Source organism: Amycolatopsis sp. ATCC 39116, assembly GCF_000231075.2.
GTDB classification, from domain to species: domain Bacteria; phylum Actinomycetota; class Actinomycetes; order Mycobacteriales; family Pseudonocardiaceae; genus Amycolatopsis_E; species Amycolatopsis_E tucumanensis.
This window is the reverse complement of the sequence record NZ_AFWY03000002.1, coordinates 43,769-64,975: the sequence shown is the minus strand read 5'-3', so window position 1 is coordinate 64,975 and position 21,207 is coordinate 43,769. Positions and strand designations below refer to the sequence as shown.

Annotated in this window: 18 protein-coding genes; 6 read left to right on the top strand and 12 right to left on the bottom strand. The window is 71.3% G+C overall.

Going from position 1 to position 21,207, the window contains the following annotated elements; translation table 11 throughout:
• Positions 1–75: 75 nt before the first annotated feature.
• Both AMY39116_RS0302950 and AMY39116_RS0302945 read left to right on the top strand, forming a co-directional pair.
• Entirely contained in the window at positions 76–978 is a 903-nt protein-coding gene (locus tag AMY39116_RS0302950) for a ParA family protein (RefSeq protein WP_084506005.1), read from the top strand.
• Positions 975–1,976 (top strand): ParB/RepB/Spo0J family partition protein, encoded by a 1,002-nt coding sequence (locus AMY39116_RS0302945; RefSeq protein ID WP_020416225.1) that lies wholly within the window; start codon positions 975–977, stop codon positions 1,974–1,976. The genes AMY39116_RS0302950 and AMY39116_RS0302945 overlap by 4 nt, the downstream gene beginning before the upstream one ends.
• Before the next feature lie 95 nt (positions 1,977–2,071).
• Here the strand turns inward: AMY39116_RS0302945 and AMY39116_RS0302940 are convergent, their stop codons facing one another.
• Together AMY39116_RS0302940 and AMY39116_RS0302935 are read right to left on the bottom strand one after the other, a co-directional pair.
• Positions 2,072–3,022: a D-alanine--D-alanine ligase gene (locus AMY39116_RS0302940; RefSeq protein ID WP_027935578.1), complete on the bottom strand. Its 951-nt coding sequence runs from the start codon at positions 3,020–3,022 to the stop codon at positions 2,072–2,074.
• A gap of 51 nt (positions 3,023–3,073) precedes the next feature.
• Positions 3,074–4,387, bottom strand: coding sequence for a PLP-dependent aminotransferase family protein (locus AMY39116_RS0302935; protein WP_027935577.1), 1,314 nt, complete (start codon positions 4,385–4,387; stop codon positions 3,074–3,076).
• Positions 4,388–4,568: 181 nt separating this feature from the next.
• On the opposite strand from AMY39116_RS0302935, the gene AMY39116_RS0302930 reads away from it, so the two are divergent.
• The gene (locus AMY39116_RS0302930) at positions 4,569–5,216 is read left to right on the top strand and encodes a GNAT family N-acetyltransferase (RefSeq protein WP_027935576.1); all 648 of its coding nucleotides are present in this window, start codon (positions 4,569–4,571) and stop codon (positions 5,214–5,216) included.
• A gap of 80 nt (positions 5,217–5,296) precedes the next feature.
• On the opposite strand, the gene AMY39116_RS0302925 is transcribed toward AMY39116_RS0302930, so the two are convergent.
• The 9 genes from AMY39116_RS0302925 to AMY39116_RS0302885 form a co-directional block, all read right to left on the bottom strand.
• Complete coding sequence (locus tag AMY39116_RS0302925) at positions 5,297–6,430, bottom strand: N-acetylmuramoyl-L-alanine amidase (RefSeq protein WP_020416221.1); 1,134 nt, start codon at positions 6,428–6,430, stop codon at positions 5,297–5,299.
• Positions 6,431–6,632: 202 nt separating this feature from the next.
• Positions 6,633–6,959 (bottom strand): thioredoxin, encoded by a 327-nt coding sequence (gene trxA / locus AMY39116_RS0302920; RefSeq protein ID WP_017985934.1) that lies wholly within the window; start codon positions 6,957–6,959, stop codon positions 6,633–6,635.
• Between the two features lie 31 nt (positions 6,960–6,990).
• Complete coding sequence (gene trxB / locus AMY39116_RS0302915; RefSeq protein ID WP_020416220.1) at positions 6,991–7,983, bottom strand: thioredoxin-disulfide reductase; 993 nt, start codon at positions 7,981–7,983, stop codon at positions 6,991–6,993.
• A 101-nt stretch (positions 7,984–8,084) separates the two neighbouring features.
• Positions 8,085–8,852 (bottom strand): anti-sigma factor, encoded by a 768-nt coding sequence (locus AMY39116_RS0302910; RefSeq protein ID WP_020416219.1) that lies wholly within the window; start codon positions 8,850–8,852, stop codon positions 8,085–8,087.
• On the bottom strand, positions 8,849–9,484 hold the full coding sequence (gene sigM / locus AMY39116_RS0302905) for an RNA polymerase sigma factor SigM (protein ID WP_027933195.1): 636 nt from the start codon (positions 9,482–9,484) through the stop codon (positions 8,849–8,851). The genes AMY39116_RS0302910 and sigM overlap by 4 nt, the downstream gene beginning before the upstream one ends.
• A gap of 10 nt (positions 9,485–9,494) precedes the next feature.
• On the bottom strand, positions 9,495–11,084 hold the full coding sequence (locus AMY39116_RS0302900; protein WP_020416217.1) for a protein kinase family protein: 1,590 nt from the start codon (positions 11,082–11,084) through the stop codon (positions 9,495–9,497).
• A gap of 80 nt (positions 11,085–11,164) precedes the next feature.
• Positions 11,165–13,042, bottom strand: coding sequence for a murein biosynthesis integral membrane protein MurJ (gene murJ, locus AMY39116_RS0302895; RefSeq protein WP_020416216.1), 1,878 nt, complete (start codon positions 13,040–13,042; stop codon positions 11,165–11,167).
• A gap of 315 nt (positions 13,043–13,357) precedes the next feature.
• Positions 13,358–15,487, bottom strand: a complete 2,130-nt coding sequence (locus tag AMY39116_RS0302890; protein WP_020416215.1) for a DUF6049 family protein — start codon at positions 15,485–15,487, stop codon at positions 13,358–13,360.
• Positions 15,484–16,008: an NUDIX hydrolase gene (locus AMY39116_RS0302885; protein WP_026153651.1), complete on the bottom strand. Its 525-nt coding sequence runs from the start codon at positions 16,006–16,008 to the stop codon at positions 15,484–15,486. Before AMY39116_RS0302885 ends, AMY39116_RS0302890 begins: the two co-directional genes overlap by 4 nt.
• 131 nt (positions 16,009–16,139) lie before the next feature.
• Between AMY39116_RS0302885 and AMY39116_RS0302880 the strand changes: the two genes are divergently transcribed.
• From AMY39116_RS0302880 to AMY39116_RS0302870, 3 genes are all read left to right on the top strand, one after another.
• On the top strand, positions 16,140–17,573 hold the full coding sequence (locus AMY39116_RS0302880; RefSeq protein WP_020416214.1) for a CCA tRNA nucleotidyltransferase: 1,434 nt from the start codon (positions 16,140–16,142) through the stop codon (positions 17,571–17,573).
• 34 nt (positions 17,574–17,607) lie between these two features.
• A complete protein-coding gene (locus tag AMY39116_RS0302875; RefSeq protein ID WP_020416213.1) occupies positions 17,608–18,897 on the top strand; it encodes a sensor histidine kinase in 1,290 nt (429 codons plus the stop codon).
• A 72-nt stretch (positions 18,898–18,969) separates the two neighbouring features.
• Positions 18,970–19,341, top strand: coding sequence for a hypothetical protein (locus AMY39116_RS0302870; RefSeq protein WP_039791182.1), 372 nt, complete (start codon positions 18,970–18,972; stop codon positions 19,339–19,341).
• Here the strand turns inward: AMY39116_RS0302870 and AMY39116_RS0302865 are convergent.
• On the bottom strand, positions 19,338–21,185 hold the full coding sequence (locus AMY39116_RS0302865; protein WP_027935575.1) for a TNT domain-containing protein: 1,848 nt from the start codon (positions 21,183–21,185) through the stop codon (positions 19,338–19,340). The two genes, AMY39116_RS0302870 and AMY39116_RS0302865, sit on opposite strands and share 4 nt — an antisense overlap.
• Positions 21,186–21,207 lie beyond the last annotated feature (22 nt).

Sequence of the window (21,207 nt, the reverse complement as noted above, 5' to 3'; positions counted from 1 at the left end):
AGGCCAGATCAGCATGATGCGACCCATGTTCCACGTGAAACCAACAGCGTCGATTGCGGAAAGGTGGCTCGGCCGGTGACCCCGCCTGCGTCAGACTGGACCCCCATTGCCGAAGAGGCCGAGCGCGCCGCCCGCGTGCTGCACCCGGAACCCAACTCCCTCCCCCGGCCCGATCAGCGCCGCGTGCTGACCGTCGCCAACCAGAAGGGCGGCGTCGGCAAGACGACCAGCGCCGTCAACCTCGCCGCGGCCCTCGCGGTGCACGGGCTCAAGACCCTCGTCATCGACCTCGACCCGCAGGGCAACGCCAGCACCGCGCTCAACGTGGACCACCGCTCCGGCACCCCCTCCATCTACGACGTCCTCCTCGGCGACCTCCCCCTGGGTGAGGCGATGGCCGTCAGCGAGCAGTCCCCCAACCTGTTCTGCGTCCCCGCGACGATCGACCTCGCCGGCGCCGAGATCGAGCTCGTCGAGATGCCCTCCCGCGAATCGCGGCTGAAGGAGGCGCTCACCGGCGAGGTGGTCGACCAGCTCGGCGTGGACTACGTCTTCATCGACTGCCCGCCCTCGCTCGGCCTCCTCACGGTCAACGCGATGGTCGCCGCCCGCGAGGTGCTCATCCCGATCCAGTGCGAGTACTACGCACTCGAAGGCCTCGGGCAGCTCCTCAGCAACATCGAGCTGGTGCAGAAGCACCTCAACCCCAGCCTCTCCGTCTCGACGATCCTCCTCACCATGTACGACGGCCGCACCAAGCTGGCCGACCAGGTGACCGCCGAGGTGCGCGACCACTTCGGCGACGTCGTCCTCAAGACCGTCATCCCCCGCAACGTGAAGGTGTCCGAGGCGCCCAGCTACGGCCAGACCGTGCTGGCGTACGACCCGGGTTCGCGGGGCGCGATGAGCTACGTCGATGCGGCTCGCGAACTCGCGGAGCGTGGCAGCAGCAACGGATCGAGGAGGGGCACGTTATGACCGAACGCAGGGGTGGCCTGGGGCGTGGCCTGGCCGCGCTGATCCCGACCGGACCGCCCGCAGGCGAGAACACCCCCAGTGCGCCGGCCCGCCCGGAGGCGCCGTCTCGCAACGGCGACAAGGACTGGTTCGCGGCCAACAGCGAGGTCGTCCCCAGCGGTGAGGTGGCCGGCGCCGTCTACCGCGAGATCCCGACGAGCTCGGTCAAGCCCAACCCGAAGCAGCCGCGGCAGGTCTTCGACGAGGACGCCCTCGCCGAGCTGGAGCACTCGATCCGCGAGTTCGGCCTCATGCAGCCGATCGTCGTCCGCGAACTCGGCGGCGGTGAGTACGAGCTCGTCATGGGCGAGCGCCGTCTGCGTGCGTCCCAGCGGGCCGAGCTGGAGAACATCCCGGCCATCGTCCGGCAGACCGCCGACGAAGCGATGCTGCGGGACGCGCTGCTGGAGAACATCCACCGCGTCCAGCTGAACCCGCTCGAAGAGGCGGCCGCCTACCAGCAGCTGCTCGACGAGTTCGAGGTGACACACGAGGAGCTCGCCTCCCGCATCGGCCGCAGCCGCCCGGTCATCACCAACACCATCCGGCTGCTCAAGCTCCCCCTCCCCGTGCAGCGCCGCGTCGCCGCCGGGGTTCTCTCCGCCGGGCACGCCCGGGCGCTGCTCTCGCTCGAAGATCCGGAGCAGCAGGAGGAGCTCGCGACGCGCATCGTCGCCGAGGGGCTCTCGGTCCGCGCGACCGAGGAGGCGGTGACTCTCAAGAAGAGCGAGGCGCCGGCCAAGCCGAAGGCCGCTCCCCGCAAGGCGATGCAGGCGCCCGGTCTCCAGGATCTGGCGAACCGGCTGTCGGACACCTTCGACACCCGCGTCAAGGTCGACCTCGGCCGCCGGAAGGGGCGCATCGTCGTCGAGTTCGGCTCGATCGACGATCTGGAGCGAATCGTCTCGATCATGGACCCGAATCGGACAAATCAGGCGCTGCGAACCGATGAGGAATGACACCAGGTCGTTTCGTCACGGTGATGATTTGATCTGACAACACTGAGGGCCACCTCCCGCTCGGGAAGGTGGCCCTCAGTGGTTCCGGGGACGTGTCAGGCGGACCGGCGGATCGCCCGTGCGACGAGATCGGCGAACACAGCGCCGAGCGACGTGCCCGCGGTCTCGATCGCCATCGGCACGGTCGACGTCTCGGTGAGGCCCGGCGACGAGTTCACTTCGAGGAACTGGACCGTGCCGTCGGCAGTCACGATCGCGTCGGTCCGCGAGATGTCCCGCAGACCGAGCAGCTTGTGCGCGGCGACGGCCAGTTCGCCGACCGCCTTCGCGGACGCCTCCGGCAGCCGGGCCGGCGCGAAGAAGTCGGTCAGCCCGGCGGTGTAGCGCGAGGTGTAGTCGTAGACACCGCTCTCCGGCACGATCTCCACCGCGGGCAGCGCCTCCGGCTCCCCGTCCCGCTCGACGACCGCCACCGCGACCTCGACGCCCTCGACCAGCCGCTCCGCCAGCACGGTGTCGCCGTACGCGAAGCAGCCCACCATCGCGGCGGGAAGCTCGGCGGCGTCCCGCACGACCTGGGCGCCCAGCGCGGACCCGCCCTGGTCGGGCTTGAGGATCAGCGGCAGGCCCAGGTGGTCGACGATCGCATCCAGCACGCCCTGCGCGCCCAGCTCCCGGAAGGTGCTGTGCGGCAGCACGACCCAGTCCGGCGTCGCGTACCCGGCGGCGGACAGCACGGCCTTCGCGGTCGGCTTGTCCCACGCCCGACGGCACCCGCGCGAGCTGGTGCCCACGTACGGCACCTTCAGCATCTCCAGGACGGTCTGCACTGACCCGTTCTCGCCCTGGCCACCGTGCAGTGCCACGACGGCCGCGTCGGGCCGCTCGGACCGCAACCGGTCGAGCAGGCCCGCGTCGGTGTCCCACTCCTCGACGGTCAGCCCCTGCTCCCGCAGCGCGGCGGACAGCCTGCGGCCGGACCGCAGCGAGACATCGCGTTCATGCGAAAGCCCGCCCGCGAGAACGGCGACGGTCGGCATAACCACGCCGGCACTCTCCTCAATCAACAGTCTAAATAGGACTCAGCAGCGCGGCGATCAGGCCGTGTCCGGCGACGGTGTCTCCGGGCCGGGGATCGCGCGCATGCTGACGTTACCGAACGTGCGCACCAGGTCCATTTCGGACTCGAGCACCGCGGCCAGGCGACGCACGCCCTCCTTGATCCGCTCGGGCGTCGGGTAGCAGTACGACAACCGCATCTGCCTGCTGCCGAAACCGTCGGCGTAGAAACCGGTGCCGGACGCGTAGGCGACCCGGGCGGTGACGGCGCGCGGCAGCATCGCCTTGGTGTCGACACCCTCCGGCACCGTCACCCACACGTAGAAACCGCCATCCGGGTGCGTCCAGCTGCAGCCGGACGGCAGGTGCTGCTCCAGGGCGGAGAGCATCGCGTCCCGCCGCTCCCGGTAGTTCTCGCGGAAGGTCTTGATCTGGCCCTTCCAGTCGTGCGTGGCCAGGTACCGCGACACGATCATCTGGTTGAGGCTCGGCGGGCACAGCGTGGCCGACTCCGCGGCCAGCACCAGCTTCTCCCGCACCGCGTGCGGCGCCAGGACCCAGCCGACCCGCAAGCCGGAGGCGAACGTCTTGGAGAACGAGCCCAGGTACACGACGTTGTCCGGGTCGAGCGACCGCAGCGCCGGGTAGGTCTGGTCGTCGAAGCCGAGCAGTCCGTACGGGTTGTCCTCGACCACCAGCACGCCGTGCGCCCGGCAGATCGCGAGGATCTCGGCGCGCCGCTCGACCGCGAGCGTCACGCCGGCCGGGTTGTGGAAGTTCGGGATCGTGTAGAGGAACTTGACCCGCTGCCCGGCCTTCTCGGCCGCCGCGAGAGCCTCCCGCAGCGCCTCCGGCACCAGCCCCTGGTCGTCCATCACGACGTGCACAACCTTCGCCTGGTACGCGGCGAACGAGCCCAGCGCGCCCACGTAGGACGGCCCCTCGGCCAGCACGACGTCGCCAGGGTCGCAGAACAGCCGGGTGACCATGTCCAGGCCCATCTGGGAGCCGACGGTCACCACGACGTCGTCGGAGTGCGCGTTGATGCCCTCCATCGCCATGACCTCGCAGATCTGCTCGCGCAGCACCGGCACGCCCTGCGCGGAGCCGTACTGCAGCGCGACCAGGCCGTCCTCCGCGATGATCTCCCCCACCTGCGAGGACAGGCTGTCCAGCGGGAGCGCGGCGAGGTTCGGCATGCCGCCGGCGAGCGAAACCACCTCCGGGCGGCTGGCCACCGCGAAGAGAGCTCGGATCTCCGACGCCGTCATGCCTGCCGTGCGGGCGGCGTAACGGGCGAGGTGGGGATCGAGGTCTCGGCGGCCAGTGTGCTCGGGTGGATTCGCAGTCATCGCACTTCGCTCTGTCGAATGGTCAGTTTCCCGAGTGTAACCACTCGTCCTTGTGATATTCCCGGCCTTCCGGCGCGGGTCACAGACGCCTATCCTCAATTGCGGCCGAGCAGGCTGCGGCGGTACGCCACGCCCTGCTCCACGTCGGGCCGGCCGCCGCGAAATCCGGGGAGGGGATCAGGTGTCGCGTCGAGTCGTGGGCGTCACCCTCGACAACCTGGAACACCTGCCCAAGAACTGCCGCCGGTGCGTGTACTGGGAGCTCGCGCCGCACCTGCGCGCGCAGGCGGAGGAGTTCGGCCAGACCGAGGTCGAGAAGGAGGCCTGGGTCTCCTCGGTGCTGCTGGAGTGGGGCTCCTGCGGCCGCATCATCTACAGCGACTCGCTGCCCGTCGGGTTCGTCCTGTACGCCCCGCCGAACCTGGTGCCGCGCTCGGTCGCCTTCCCCACGTCCCCGCCCAGCGCGGACGCGGTGCTGCTGACGAGCTTCCAGGTGCTGCCCGAGTTCCGCGGTGGCGGGCTGGGCCGCACGCTCATCCAGGCGGTCGCCAAGGACATGACGCGCCGCGGTGTGCGCGCGATCGAGGCGTTCGGCGACGCGAGCCCGGACGACGCCGACAACGAGCTGCTGGGGCACACCTGCGTGGTCCCGGCCGACTTCCTCACCGCGGTCGGGTTCAAGACCGTGCGCCCGCACCCCAAGTGGCCGAGGCTGCGCCTGGAGATCCGGTCGGCGCTGTCCTGGAAGGAAGACGTCGAAGCGGCGCTGGAGCGGCTCCTCGGCCAGGTGACCATCACCACAGCCGAGCCCAGCACAGCCCGCGCGTAGACGGAGTTATCCACAGAAACGGTCCACAAGGCAGCAGTTGTCCACAGGTTTCTGTGGACAACTGCTGTGAACGAGTGGGCTTATTCGGCCTTCGCCAGCTCGTGGGCGAGCACGTCGGCGAACGTGAACGTGCCGGTCGGCTGGTCGCCCTCACCGAGCAGGTACAGGCGCTTGACGGCGATCAGGATGCCCTCGGCGACGATGTCGCGGAACGCCGGGTCGGACAGCTTCGCCCGGTCGCCGGGGTTGCTCAGGTAGCCGATCTCCATCCGCACCGCAGGGCACCGCGTCAGCCGCAGGATGTCCCAGGTCTTGGCGTGCGTCCGGCAGTCCAGCAGACCAGTGCGGGCGGCCACCTCGCGCTGCAGGTAGCCGGCCAGCAGCTCACCCACCGTCGACGTGGTGCCCAGGCCGTTGCCCCAGTGGAACGAGGCGACGCCCTGCGCGTGCGGCGAGGAGTTGCGGTCGCAGTGCAGCGACAGGAACAGGTCGGCGCCCGCGTTGTTGGCGAACGCGGCGCGCTCCGCCTCCGCGGGCCCGGTGTCCGGGCCACGCGAGATCAGCGCCTCCATGCCGGTGGCCTTCATCCGGCCTTCCAGACGGCGCGCCAGGTCCCACACGATGTCGGCCTCACGCAGGCCGCCGATCTCCACACCCGGGTCGGCGCCGCCGTGACCGGGGTCGATGACGATCCGCTTGCCACGCAGCCGCGGCCCGGACTGGCGGACCTGCTCCTGCTCGCGCAGCAGCACCGGGCGGCCACCACGGGCACGCGGGGAGAGCTGCCGCAGCGCGCGGACGGTCGCCGGGCCGCAGATGCCGTCGATGACCAGGCCGTAGTCGCGCTGGAAGTTGCGCAGTGCGTGCTCGGTCTTCGGGCCGAACATGCCGTCCGGGCGGCCGGCGTCGTAGCCCAGCTCGGTCAGCCGGTCCTGCAGCGCGAACACGTCGTCGCCGTGCACCGGCGAGGAGATCAGGTAGGCCAGCGGCCTGCTGCCAAGGTGGAAGGTCGCGCCGCGCAGCACGTGGTAGGTGGCCGGGCCGACGACGCCGTCGATGAGCAGCCCTCGGCGCTGCTGGAACCCGCGGACGGCCCGTTCGACCTCGTGGTCGAACAGGTTGCCGGCATCCGGCCGGAGCAGACCGATCGAGGCCAGCATCGACCTGATCTCAGCGACGTCGTCCCCGACGTCGCCGCGGCGGAGCACCCGCATGCACTCCTCGCTCTTTCCTTGGGCATCGATCAAAAACCGATGCGGCACAAACAGTCTCGGGCTAACCTCGGGTACCCATTCTGCCCTGAGGACTCTCCGTGACCGCGTAGGGCCGGTCGGTGCGTCATCCGGGCGGGTGAGCATGGAAAAACCCGGGGGCCGTCCGTAGAAGACGTTTACCCCCGGGTCCGGGTTGCCTTCGTCAGGCGAGAACGTCGGACAGATCCGACAGCAGCGCGGCCTTCGGCTTGGCGCCGACGATCTGCTTCACCGGCTTGCCGCCCTGGAACAGGATCAGCGTCGGGATCGACATGACCTGGTAGTCGCGGGCGGTGCCCGGGTTCTCGTCGATGTCCAGCTTCGCGACGGTCAGCTTGTCCTTGTGCTCGGCGGCGATCTCCTCGAGCACCGGGGCGACCATCTTGCACGGCCCGCACCAGGTCGCCCAGAAGTCGACCAGGACCGGCTTGTCGCTGGTCAGAACGTCGTCGGCGAAGGACTTATCGGTCACCTTGACGGTGTCGGACATTTCATCTCCCTACTTGGTACGAGCTTGGAGTTCAGTTCGCGGAGCCGTAGCCGCCGCCCACCAGTTCGGGTGCGATTTCGGCTTCGGGGTTGCCGGCGTGCTCGGCCAGCCAGCGCTCGGCGTCGATGGCCGCGGAGCAGCCCGAGCCTGCGGCGGTGATGGCCTGCCGGTAGGTGTGGTCGACCAGGTCGCCCGCGGCGAAGACGCCCGGCAGGTTGGTGTAGGAGGTGCGGCCCTTGGTCAGGACGTAACCCTCGGCGTCCAGCTCGACCTGGCCCTTGACCAGCTCGCTGCGCGGGTCGTGGCCGATCGCGACGAAGAAGCCGGTGACGTCGAGCACCGACTCCTCGCCGGTGACGGTGTCCTTGAGCTTCAGGCCGGACACGGTGGTGTCGCCCAGCACCTCGACGACCTGCTTGTTCAGCGCCCACTTGATCTTCTCGTTCGCGCGGGCGCGCTCGAGCATGATCTTGGAGGCGCGGAACTCCTCGCGCCGGTGCACGATCGTCACCGACCGGGCGAACTTGGTCAGGAAGGTGGCCTCCTCCATGGCGGAGTCGCCACCGCCGAGCACGGCGATGTCCTGGTCGCGGAAGAAGAAGCCGTCACAGGTCGCGCACGCCGAGACACCGCGGCCGAGCAGCTCCTGCTCACCGGGCACGTTGAGGTAGCGCGCGGCCGAACCCATGGCGAGGACGACGGCCTTGGCCGCGTAGCGCGTGCCGTGGGCGGTGACGTACTTGACGTCGCCCTCCAGCTCGAGCTTCTCCACGTCCTCGGCGCGCAGCTCCGCGCCGAAGCGCTCGGCCTGCTTGCGCATCTCCTCCATCAGGTCCGGGCCCTGGATGCCGTCCCGGAAGCCGGGGTAGTTCTCGACCTCGGTGGTGGTCATGAGCGCGCCGCCGAACTGGGAACCCTCGAACACCAGCGGTTCGAGCTGGGCACGCGCGGCGTACACCGCGGCCGTGTACCCGGCCGGACCCGACCCCACGATGATGAGGTTCCGAACGTTTTCCGCTGCCACCCGTAGACCTCCGCTCGTCGTGACCTGCGTACCAGGCTCAACACGATCGTAGGGTCCAGTGTTCCCGGCGTGACACGGCTCGCCCGTGACGTGGAACGCGCTTACCCGATCACCTTGTCCAAGAGCACCCCGGCGTTGCCCGCGCCGCAGGTCGGGGCGAACGCGACCAGCCGGAACTTCGCCAGCTGACCGGTGGTCAGCAGCGTCAGCACGGCCGGCTGCCCGTCGATGGAGCCCTGGCGGACGCCGATCGGCTTGGCGGTGTCGGCGAAGCCGGCGGCGGTCAGGCACGTCTGCAGCACGTCCGCGTTGCGCAGCGGGCCGTAGTCGAACGTGCCCTGCATCTGGCCGACCGCGCTCGCGGCCTGGTCGCTGCGCAGGTTCAGCGGCGGCTGCGGCGCGCTCTGACCCGGCGGGGGCGCGGCCACGTTGCTGCCCGGCGACGGCGACGTGCCACCCGGGATGGCGATCGCGACGGCGGCCACCGCGGCGGCGGCCACGGCCACCACCCCGCTGATCCAGCCGATGCGCTTGTTGCGGCGACGGCGGGCCGCGTCCAGGCTCACCACCGGCGCCACGCCCGGCTGCTGCTGCTGCGGGAACGCGCGGCGCGACTCCTCGGCGATCGCGGCGTCCAGGCGGGCCGCGAACTCGGCCGGCATCGGCGGGACGTCCGCGCTCAGCTCAGCCAGGTCGGCGGTGGTCGCCTCCAGCGCCTCGATGATCGCGCGTGCCTCGGGATCGGCCTGCACCAGCGGCCACAGGCGGGCGGCTTCGTCGTCGTCCAGGACGCCGGCGTGCAGGTCCGCGAGCAGGTCGACAGACCAGGGCGGGCCGGCGGCCTCGATCCCCCGACTCTCGTCCGTCATCGTCCCTCCCTCTCGCGCTGTGCCCCAGACCGGCCGCCGCGCTCCCGTTTGCTTTCGGGAGTTGGGACGTTCGCTAATGCATCCGGGTTCCGGAGATGGCCGAGAACTTTGGCGAGTTTGGCGCGGCCGCGGGCGCAGCGGCTCTTCACCGTGCCCTCCGCGATGCCGAGCATCTTCGCGGTCTCGCTGACCGAGTACCCCTCGACGTCGACCAGCACGATCGGCATCCGCTGGTCCTCCGGCAGCTGCGCGAGCGCCTCCTTGATGACCAGCCGGGTCTCCCGGTCGGCCATCGAGTCCCGCGGCGTGGCCGGCTCGTTCACGCCGGTCTCCGGCAGCGGCACCGTCGGACGGGCCTGCCTGCGCCGGACCCGGTCCAGGCAGGCGTTCACCACGATCCGGTGCAACCAGGTGGTGACCTGGGATTCCGCGCGGAAGTTCGCGGCGGCGCGGAAGGCGGAGATGAAGGCGTCCTGCAGGGCGTCGGCGGCTTCCTCGGGGTCGCGCAGGGTGCGCAGGGCCACCGCCCACATGCGGTCCCGATGCCGCCGGACCAGTTCGCTGAACGCGTGCGGATCCCCCGACGCGTGCGCCGCGATGAGGTCGGCGTCCGTTGGTGCAGCTGCGGTCACCCGCAGCACCCTACTGGGCGGGGAGGAAGGTCAATTCGCCTATCTGGGACTGGTAGCCCTTGTCCGTGTCACTCAGCTGAGTGATCCAGATGATCACGTACTGCCCCTGCTGGGGCTGCGGAAGGGTGATGTCGGTGGTCTGCCCGTTCAACGTGGCCGTGCCGATCACGCGGGTGTCGGCCAGCTCCGGGTTGCGCGAGTCGGCCAGCCGGACCTCGATCGAGGTGCCCGGGCTGTCCGCGGCCACCGTGATCTTGGCCAGGTTGATCGGCTTGTCGAAGCTCGCCAGCAGCCCGACGCCCTCCTTGATGGCCGGGAACTGCTGCCGGTACTGGTCGGTCCGCCAGATCGTGGTGGGGTCGCCGTCCACGGTGTTGCGGGCCCGGCTGGTGTTGTCGCCGTTGCCGTCCGGGTTGTAGACCGTGACGCTCTCCGGGCCGACCGCGGCGCCGATCTGCGCCTGCCCGCCGGGCGACGGCGGCGGGTTCGGCGACGGGTTGACCGGGGCCGACGCGGACGCCGTCGGAGTCGGGTTGGCCACGTTGATCGGCGGGCCGCCCGAGCTGGGATCGTCCTGGAAGAAGCTGATCGCCAGCATGCCGAGCCAGGCCAGGATCGCGACCGCGGCGACGACCAGCACGGTGACGCCGAGCGCCAGCTTTCGCCGCCGCGCGCGGTCCTTGACCGGCTTCTTCGTCGTCCAGATCGTGCCGTCGCCGTCGGCCTCCATCTGGGCCTTGATCAGCTGCGTCCGCTCCTCGGCCTCGGCGGCCATCTCCAGCGCGCGCACGATCGCGGCGCTGGTGCGGATGCCGCCAGGGCCGCCGTCCTCGACCGTGCGGACCGCCAGCGACGACAGCTCCTGCGGCACCGACGGCTGCAGGGAGCGAGGTGGCACGAGCCGTCCGTTCGGGGCGTGCGGCGCGGCCGGGATCGCGGCCGGCCCGCCCGGCAGCGGCCAGCGGCCGGTGAGCAGCAGGTACAGGATCCCGCCGATGGCCTTCACGTCGTCGCGCAGCGTCGCGTCCGGCAGCGGGCCGGGGAACGCCAGGCGGAGCGAGCCTTCGGTGGTCAGGCGCAGGCGCTGCGGGTGGTCCAGGCCGAGCACGAGACCGGAGTGGTGGGCCCGCTCGACGGCCTCGGCGAGCCGCTGGACCATCCGGGCCGCGGCGAGCGGCTGGACCGGGCGGTCGGCGACCAGGTCGATCAGGTCGGTGCCCTTGGTCCACTCGGTGACCACGACGCCCAGCAGGCCCTCACCGGAGGTGATGCCGTTGCCGAGGGTGAGCACGTCGAGCACCCTGGCGACCGCTTCGTGGTTGAACTTGGCGGCGTGCGTGGCGCGTTCGAGGGTCTTGCGGGCCTGACGTGCGGCTTCGGCGTCCGCGGGGTCGCCGACGAGCAGCGTCAGCGCGACGTCCCGCCGCAGCTGGCCGTCCCGCGCACGCCACAGGTGGGCGCCCGCCCGCTCGTCGATGCCGAACTGGGCGAGCAACCGGTACCGGCCGTCTCCGACCACGCTGCCCGGCGCGAGGGAGCCTCCCCTCGCGCGGACACCCGTCCGGATCGGACCGGACTGCTCGCTCCGCTTCTCGTTCACCCCACGCTCTCTTTCCCGCGCCCTGTGGTCGAGGGTACGTGAACACACGGGGTGAGACAGGGTTATCCGTGAGTGGTTCGTTACCCGCGCTTGATCAATCGGGTGATTCTCTTCGTGGCCGGCGACAGCTCGTCCACCCTGAGCAGCGCCAGTACGCCGAACGACACACCGAGGCCGACGATGCCCTGCAGGATCAGCTTGATCCACGCGGTCAGCCGCTCGCCGAAGTCCGGGACCACCCACCCGACCGCGACCGCGGCGAGCACACCCAGCCCGCTCGCCACGACGGTGAACAGGATGACGCCGAGCACGCGCTTGCTGCGCAGGTTGCCCAGGCTCACCCACAGCCAGACCTGGCCCATGATCGCGCCGACCACGAACGTCAGCGAGTTGACCATCATCGCGCCCAGCACGATGTTCTGGTCCGACAGCAGCACCGGGCACAGGTACAGCAGCGGGATCTTGACCAGGGTCATCACGACCATGATCAGCGTCGGCGTGCGGGCGTCCTTCATCGCGTAGAACACCCGCAGCTGCAGCATCACCAGCGCGTACGGCAGCAGGCCGAACGCCGAGATGGCCAGTGCCTCACCCAGCCGCGACGCGTCCGCGGTCGAGTTCTCCCCGCCGCTGAACAACGCCACACCGACCGAGGTGCCGATCACCGACATCACCGCGGCGATCGGCACGAGCATCACCGTCGAGATGCGGGAGGCGTAGGACAGGTCGGCGACCACCTTGCGGGTGTCGCCGTCGGCGGCGTTGCGCGACAGCCGCGGCATGATCGCGGTGAGCAGCGAGACGCCGATGACGCCGTACGGCAGCTGGAACAGCAGCCAGGCGTTCGAGTAGATCGTCACACCGCCCGGGTCACCGCTGGTCAGCACGCGGGTGTTGACGGTGAAGCCGATCTGGCTGACCGCGACGTAGCCGAGGATCCACAGCGCGAGGCCGCCGAACTCCTTCATGCGCTTGTCGATGCCCCAGCGCCACTTGAACCGGAACCCGCTGCGCAGCAGCGGCGGCACCAGCATGATCGCCTGCACGACGATGCCCATGGTCACGCCGATGCCCAGCAGCAGCAGCTTCGGCTGGCTCATCTCGACCGGGTTGAACGTGATCTCGCCGGGGGTGAGCATGAACACGGCCAGCGTGAAGATCACGACCAGGTTGTTCACCACCGGCGCCCAGGCCGGCGGCCCGAAGATCTGCTTGGCGTTGAGGATCGCCGAGAGCAGCGCGAACAGGCCGTAGAACAGGATCTCCGGCAGCAGCAGCCTGGCGAACGCCGTGGTCAGGTCCGAGCTGGTCTTGCCCGGTTCGCCGTCCAGGTAGAGCGAGGTCAGCCACGGCGCGGCGGCCACCGCGACCACCGTGCCGATCACGAGCAGCACGAACGCCACGGTCAGCATGCGCTGGGTGTAGGCCAGGCCGCCGTCCTTGTCGTCCTGCGACCGCACCAGCAGCGGCACCACCACACTGCTCAGGACGCCGCCGAGCAGCAGCTCGAAGACGATGTTGGGCAGCGTGTTGGCGATGTTGAACGAGTCGTTCACCACGCCGGTGCCCACGGCCCAGACCAGCATGATCTTCCAGAGGAACCCGGTGATCCGGCTGATCAGGGACGCGATGGCGATCCGGCTGCTGGACTTCGCCAGCGACGGCGCGGCCGGCTTCTCCGGCGCCTCGACGGGCGCGTGGAAGCCGGTGGCGTCCAGGCCGGGACCCTCGCCGAACGAGGTGGACGGCGACGCCGTGATGCGCGGCATCATCCGCGTCGCCAGCGCGTCGTAGGGCCGCAGCACGTCCGGGTCGGCCACCGGCCAGCGGTTGCCGCCCTGCACGCCGCTGATCCGCGGGATCAGCATGGTCGCGTCGGGGTCGTTCGGCGGCAGCGGCGGCGCGCCGAACGGCATGCTGTCCTGGTGGCGCTGCCGCTCCTGCCGCCACGGCCGCACCGGCTGGCGGCGGTCCGGCGGGGCCTGTCTGCCCGTGGGCGGCGGCTGCCTGCGATCCGGCGGCGGCTGGCGGCGCGGTGGCTGCGGCAGCCGGTCCGGCGGCAGTTGTCCCTGCTGGCGAGTCGGCTGCGGGGGCCGCGGCCTGCCGTTCGCCACAGGCGGGATGCGGCGGGTCTGGTCCTGCCGAGCGCGATCAGGCGGCGGCGGGCGCCGTGTTCCGCGGTCGGCGGGACGCTCGGGTGGCCACCCCGGGTCTCTGTCCAACGCGCGCGCCCAATCCTCGCCGGTCCGGTTCTGGCACCCCAGAGTAGTCGGTCAGGCCTTGCGGGCCCGGACGCGACGGTAGATCTGGCGCGCGGAGAGCAGGACCAGGGCCGCCGCGCCCGCGATCGTGAGGACCAGCGTCACGACGCCGTACTCGTTGGACCGCAGCTCGAACCGCGCCGGGTTGCCCAGCGGCGTGCCGCCGGGGGTGGTCAGCGAGACGGTCAGGTTGAACACGCCGGCGCGCAGGGCCTCGGCCGGGATCCGCTCGCTGCCGCCGAGGCCGGCCGGGACCAGGCGGTCCGGCACCTGCTCGACGCGCAGGCCGGGTGTGTTGCTCAGCTGGATCCGCACCGCGATCTGCACCGGCAGCCGGTTGTTGAACGACACCGGCAGCGGCGCCGACCCGGACGCCATCGAGATCGGCACCGGCGGGGTGTCCACCGTCACGCGGCCGAGCAGGCCGTCCAGTTCGGCGCGGGCGTCGGCGGCCGAGGCCTCCGCGGCGCCCTGCCGCGCGCGCCAGGCCGCCGACGTGCTGCGGACCAGCGCGAACCGCAGCGGTTCGAGCAGCTCGGCGGGCTCCACCTGCGCGGCCGGGTCGATCTGCATCGCGCCCTGCAGGTCGGCCATCGTGGTCTCGATGGAGCTCATCTCGTCGGTGACCGACGTCGGGGTCGCGGTGGCCAGGTCCTCGGCCGTGTAGCTCATCTTGGCGCTGCCCGTGCTCGCGGTCGCCAGCAGCGCGGGCAGCGACTGCGGGGTCAGCATGTTGCGGTCGACGAAGTCGCCGACGTTGCGCAGGAAACCGGTCAGCTCGTCCTGCGTCGCCGTCCACCGGCGGGGCGGGGCGACCAGCACCGGACGGGAGGCGCCACCGGCAAGGCCGCCGCGGAACGCGAGCGCGGCCAGGCCGTTCTGCGTGGCGATGTCCGGGTCGCCCACCGGCGTCGCCGCGGTCGCCTCGGTACTGCCGGACGCGCCGGCCAGCCCGGACAGGACCAGCGAGTCGACCTGCTGCGCCCGCAGCGCGGTGCCGTCCAGCGTGACCGCGCCGGACGACTGGCCGCTCGTCGACGAGTCGACCGGGTCGGTGATCAGGGTGCGTACGCCGGCCCCGCTCAGCGCGGCCAGCGTGCTCTGGTCCAGCGCGCCGCCCGCCCACAGCACGCCGTTCTGCGGGGTGACGCCGAGCAGTTCCTGCACTCGCGCGCCGGTGTCCAGGGCGAACGGCAGCAGGTCACCGCTGCGGACCTTGGTCAGCGCGGTCAGGTCGGCGTCGGCGTAGGGCAGCTGGACCACGCACTGCCCGGTGACCAGCTCCCGCAGCGACTGCAGCCACGCCTTCGCGGCCTCCGCGCCGGTGCCGCCGGTGGTGCCGGTCGAGGTGCGGACCTGGTAGCCGCGGGACATCGCGTCCACGGTGTCGAGCAGGTCGGGGTCGATGGCGTAGCAGAGCGCGCGGGTCAGCTGCGGGTCGTCGCGGACCGCGCTCGCCGACTCCACCAGCCCGTACAGGCGGCCACCGGGCCGCAGCTCGGTCGCCAGCACGTCGTCGGACAGCACCGCGGTGCCGCCCAGCGGCGCGGCCACGATCCGCGGGCGGGTGTCGGCGATCGGCCACAGCATCGTGAACGGCGACGGCGAGGTGTTCTGGCTGGTCGCGCTCTTGCCCGGCGCGGACAGGACCGGCAGCAGCATGCTCATCGACGCCAGCCGCGCCGCGCCGCCGTAGTCCGGCGTGCCGTTGACGTTGACCAGCATCGGGTACACGCCGGCGCTGTTCACGCGCAGGTTGCCGCGCGTCCCGTCGAGCCGGACGGTGACGCTGAGCTGGGCGGTCTGCCCCGGCTCCAGGGTCGACGGCTCGACGTCGACCCAGTCGGTGCTCGACGCGGCGGCCGCGGCCGCGCCGCTCATCGCGGTGCGCACCTGGCGCTCGGTGGTGAGCCGCTCGCCCAGCTCCAGCCGGACCTGCAGGTCGCTGATCCGCCGGTCGCCCACGTTCGTCACGGAGCCGGTGACGTTGAGCGTCACCGAGTTCGTGGTGATCACGCGCGGATTGAGCTGCGCGACGTCCAGCCGCAGGCGGCTGGGCGCGTCCGACTGGGCACTCGCCGTGACCGGGGTGAACATCGCGAGGAGGAACGCAACCAGCCCGGTGGCGGCGAACCGCTTCACTCCGACGCTCCTTCTGTCGCTCGCGTGTCGTCGTCGAACAGTTCCCGCGCCTTGCGCACCAGGGACCGCTCGTCGGTGTAGGCGAGCCGGGTCTCCAGATCGGCGATCGGCACCCAGGCCACCTCGGTGACCTCCGAGTCCTCGTCGGACAGCTCGCCGCCGGTGGCTTCCAGCAGGAAATGATGCACCGTCTTGTGCACCCGCCGTCGCTCGGCCACGAACCAGTAGTCGATGGTGCCGAGCGGCCGCAGCACTTCCGCGGAGATCCCGGTCTCCTCCTTCACCTCGCGCACCGCAGTCTGCTCGATCGTCTCGCCGTCTTCGATGTGGCCCTTCGGCAGCGACCACAGCAGCTTCCCGTGGCGGTCCAGCCTGCCGATGAGCACGGCGTTCTCCCTGGCGGGATCGACCACGAGGCCGCCGGCGGAGGTCTCCACGGAGGTCGTCATCTTCCGGCCGCGGCGGCGGCGTGACCGGCGTCGCGGCTTACCCCCGCCGGAGCGACCGGCCGATCCAGACATGCTGCGATGCTAGTGCGTGGCGGCCCCTTCCGGCCGCTACTGCGTAGTTGACTGTTCACTCCTCGTCGATCGGTAGGCTGGTTCCTCGTGTCTGTCATGGTTGAGTCGACTCCCGAGGCGGTTCGATCCCGGTGAACGAACTGACCGCGAAGCGGAACGCGGTGACCGAGCTGATGCGGATCTCGCCGCTGGCCGACGAGCTGGCCGGGCTGTTCGCGAAGGCCGGGCACCGGCTGTACCTGGTCGGCGGCAGCGTCCGGGACGCGCTGCTCGGCCGGCTGTCCGCCGACCTCGACTTCACCACCGACGCGCGGCCCGAGCAGATCCTGAAGGTCGTCCGCGGCTGGGCCGACGGGGTGTGGGAGGCGGGCATCGCCTTCGGCACCGTCGGCGTCACCAAGCGCGGCTCGACGCTGGAGATCACGACGTTCCGCGCGGACGTCTACGACCGGGTGAGCCGCAACCCCGAGGTGACCTTCGGCGACTCGATCGAGGGCGACCTCAAGCGCCGCGACTTCACGGTCAACGCGATGGCGATCGACTTGTCGACCAAGCAGTTCGTCGACCCACACGACGGGATGGACGCGCTGCGGCGGAAGGTGCTCGACACCCCCGCCACCCCGGAGGAGTCCTTCGCCGACGACCCGCTGCGCATGCTGCGTGCCGCTCGGTTCGCCGCCCAGCTCGGCTTCGAGCCGGCGCCCCGCGTGGTGACCGCGATGACCGAGATGGCCGGCGAGATCCAGCGCATCACCGCCGAGCGGGTGCAGACCGAGCTGTCCAAGCTGATGCTCGGCCGGTACCCGCGGCGCGGGCTGGAGCTGATGGTCGACACCGGGCTCGCCGAGCACGTCCTGCCCGAGGTGCCCGGCATGCGGCTGGCCATCGACGAGCACCACCAGCACAAGGACGTCTACCAGCACTCGCTGACCGTGCTGGACCAGGCGATCGCGCTGGAGCGCCGGGACGACCCGGACGCCGAGCCCGACCTCGTGCTCCGGCTGGCCGCGCTGCTGCACGACATCGGCAAGCCCGCCACCCGCCGGTTCGAGGAGGGCGGCGGCGTGAGCTTCCACCACCACGAGGTGGTCGGCGCCAAGATGGCCCGCAAGCGTTTGCGCGCGCTGAAGTACCCGAAGCAGGTCATCGAGGACGTCGGCCAGCTGGTGTTCCTCCACCTGCGGTTCCACGGCTACGGCAAGGGCGAGTGGACCGACTCGGCGGTGCGCCGGTACGTCACCGACGCGGGTGAGCTGCTGCCCCGGCTGCACAAGCTGGTCCGCGCCGACTGCACGACGCGCAACAAGCGCAAGGCGGCCGCGCTGCAGCGCACCTACGACGAGCTCGAGGAGCGGATCGCGCGCATCCAGGCCGAGGAGGACCTGGCGAAGGTGCGGCCCGACCTGGACGGCAACGAGATCATGAAGATCCTCGGCCTGCCGCCGGGGCCGATGGTCGGCAAGGCGTGGAAGCACCTGAAGGAGCTGCGCCTGGACCGCGGGCCGCTCGACCACGACGAGGCCGTCGCCGAGTTGCGCCGCTGGGCCGAGGAGAACGGCCTGTAACTTCAGGGTGCGTCGAGACGACCGGGAGGTCGTGATGTCCCCACCGCGAGCGGCGAGTTACCTGAGCACCCTGCTGCGGCGGGGCGCGCCCGCGATGGCCGGCGCGACCGGTGGACTGGACGACGAGGTCGCCGACCCGGCGCCGGTGTCCCCGCTCGCCCGGATGCGGCGCATGGCGGGGCCGGTCGACCTCGCGGCGCAGGACAACCTGCTGCTCCGCGCCACCCGGTACGTCGCGATGGTCCCGCTGATCTACCGCGTGCTGGCGGTGGCTGGGGCGCTGGTCGCGTTCCTTGCCGGCGACCACGGTGGCGTGGCGCCGGTGGTGGCGGTCGCGGTGTGCTCGATCGCGCTGAACCTGTACGGGCTGCGCTGGCTGTTCCGGTCGACGCCGTTCCACGGCGGTGGCGCGGTCCGGTTGCTGGTGCTCGACGTGGTGTTCACGGTCGTGGCCAACCTGGTGGTCGCGGCGACGGTGCCCGCCCCGGCCTTCACAGCCGCGATGCAGGTGCCGGGCAAGCACCTGCTCGGCGGGGTCGCGTTGCTGACCCTCGCGCTGGGAGTCGGGTACGGGCTGGGGCTGACGGTGCTGAGCGTGCCGCTCGCCGGGGCCGCGTGGTGGCTCAACAGCGGCGTGTTCAACGTGAAACAAGCCTTCGCCGGGGTCGGGACGATCATCGGCGTGCTGGTGACGGCGACCGGCGCGCTGGTGCTGCTCGGCCTCGGCACCCGGCTGGCGCTGGCGTACGGGATCAGGCACGGCCGCGAGGCCGAACGCGCGCGGCAGCACCGGATGCTGCACGACACGGTGCTGCAGACGCTGGAGACGATCGCCCTGCCGGGCTCCGGCAGCAGCGAACACCAGCTCAGCGAGATGCGGCGGCTGGCCCGCGCGCAGGCGATCGAGGTGCGGCAGACGATCGAGGGCGCGGAAGGCAGCGGCCCCCTCGGCGAGAAACTGGCGGCCCTGGCAGCGGAAATGGCCCGCGACGGCCTGCGCGCCCAGCTGGTCATGGCGGAACTCGACCCGGACACCCTGACCGAGGTCCGGCAGGTCGCCATCCGCGACGCGGCCCGCGAGGCCCTGCGGAACACGCTGAAGCACTCGGGCACCGACCGGGTCGTCGTGCGCGCCGAGGAACGGGACGGCGGGGTGGCGGTAGTGATCCGCGACCACGGCGCCGGCTTCGACGAGGCGGACCGCCCACCGGGCTTCGGAATCAGCGAGTCGATCACGGCGCGGCTGGCCGAGGCGGGCGGCCAGGCGCGGGTGGAGTCCAGCCCGGGCAGCGGAACTCGCGTGACGCTCTGGATGCCGCGATGATTGCCGGGGTATCGCGCGGTATGGCGCGTTCGCGCTGAAAGGAGCTGATTTCGGGTGGATAACTTGCCGCGCATGACCGAAGAACAGAACGACACCCGGAGGCTCGCCATCGAAGCGCTGGAGACCGCCCGCGAAGCCCGTGTGCTCGCCGTCGCGGCCTCGAAGGAGGTCGGTGACGTGTCAGCTCAGCTGAGAGGGCACATCACGGTGCTCCACGCGCTGCGTGAGACCCAGCTCGAGCAGGGGGCCCGGTTGGATCGACTCGAACGGAGGGTGGACGAGGGCTTCGCGCGGGTGGACGCGAGGTTCGAGCAGGTGGACCGGCGGTTTGAGCAAGTGGACGCGAGGTTCGAGCAGGTCGACGCCAGGTTCGAGCAGGTCGTCGACCAGATGAACGCGCGGTTCGATCAGCTGGTTGCGCTGATCAAGAGCAGCAAGCGCTAAAGCCGCTCCAACCCGCCCGTCTCCACGTGGTGCCCGACGGGGTGCGGCAGGAAGTACGCCACCGCCCCGCCGGGCATCGCTCCCCATGGTTGTGTCACGCCGGTCAGCACGCGCACCGGCCGCGCCACCCGGTACAGCGCCCGCTGCCCCTCCCGCTCCGGCAGCAGCGACGTCTCCGGGAACCGCGCCGTCTCGTCGTGCACCAGGTTGCCCGCCTCGCCGCCGAACCGCACCAGCGTCGTCCCTGCGGGCAACGTGATCAGCCGCTTCGCGCGGTAGAACGTCAGCGGCGGCTCGCCCCGCTGCGGTGTGATCGGCCAGTCGCCCTCGTCGTCGACCACCCGCACCGGGTACAGCAGCAGCGATCCGAGCAGGAACCGCGCCGCCTCCTCGACCCGCGCGAACGCCGCCGGCTCCGCGCCGTCCGGACCGGTGACCTCCCAGCTCGACTCCGTCCGCTGCAGGCTCCACGCCCCCTCGGCCCGCGAACCGATCCGGTACGCCGAGGGCGCGATCCCGTACTCCGCCAGCCGCCGCTCCAGGACCGTCAGAACCTCCGACGCCCGCAGCCCGTACGGCGGATCGCCGCCGCGGTCGATGAGCGTGACCGCGTCCACCTCACCCGCGTCGGGCTGTGGCGGCAGCGGCCTGCCCAGCAGCTCCGCCTCCGCGGCCGCGAGCAGGTGCGCCGGCACGGTCGGCGCCCGGTAACCCTGCGCGCGCACGTGCTCGACCAGCTCCGGCTGCGGCGGCAGACCGTATTTCCGCAGGTAGTGCGGCACCGCCGCGGCCCAGATCCACGTGCCGTCGGTGTGGAAGGCGTCGGGCACGTCCGGCTGCGCCACCGGCGCGAACAGGTCCGGCAACCGGTTCGGCCTGGCCACCGCGACCGGCGCCCGGTACAGGTAGTCGAACAACGCGCGGGCCTCGTCCGGCGGCAGCGCCTGCCGGTTGACCACGGGCGGCTCGCCGGGCCCGTCGACGACCGCGGCGTGCCGGAACGCCGCGTCTACAGGCAAGCCGGCCTTCGCCGCGAGCCAGTCCGGGACCTGCTTCCGGTCGCGCGGGAAGTGCTCCAGCTCGGCCTCGTACGCGCGGGCCGTCGGCCTGCCTGAGGGTGACTGGCGCCAGTTCGGCTCGGCCGACGAGTCGTAGTCGAACGTGAAGTCGGCCGGCGCGACCAGCGTCAACGTGCCCTTGAACCACGTCCCGGCGCCCGGCTGGTACATCGCGGCCCGCAGGTCGCCGAACAGCTGCCCGAGCCGCGGCGACGCGGGCAACGACACCGACTCGCCTTCGCCCGCGGCGCGGACCTCGATCTCCGCGTAGTCCCCGACCTGCCGGAACTGCGCGGCGATCCGCTCCCAGCCGTCGGGCACGACGTCCCGCAACAGCCGCGCGATCTCCCGCACCAGCTCCTGCGGATCCCCGGCTCCGAGCTGCCGCACACCGGCGGCGAAGTCGTGCCGCTCCTGCCAGATCGCGGTGATTTCGGCCTCGGTGGCGTCGACGGCGAAGTCGTGCAGGCCGAGCTGCCGCGCCCGCGTCTCGTCGGTGCCGTTCCAGCGCAACGTCAGCCCCTCGCCGGGGGCGACGCGGTAGATGTCGTCGTCGAACAGGCAGTGCGTCTGCAGGCTGAAGGTCGCGGCGACCTCGGCTTCCGGCAGCACCTTCGCCGGCCGCCCGTCGAACTCCTTGTCGAAGTCGGCGGGCGCGTCCTCGCCGGGCGGCGTCACGAGCAGGACGGTGCCGTCCGCGCTGGAGCGTTGCGCCGGGAAGACGCGCCCCTGCCACACGGCGTACAGCCCGTCGGGGCGCTCCGCCAACTCCACTCGGTACCGCACGACTTCCCCCTGCGTCCGGAAA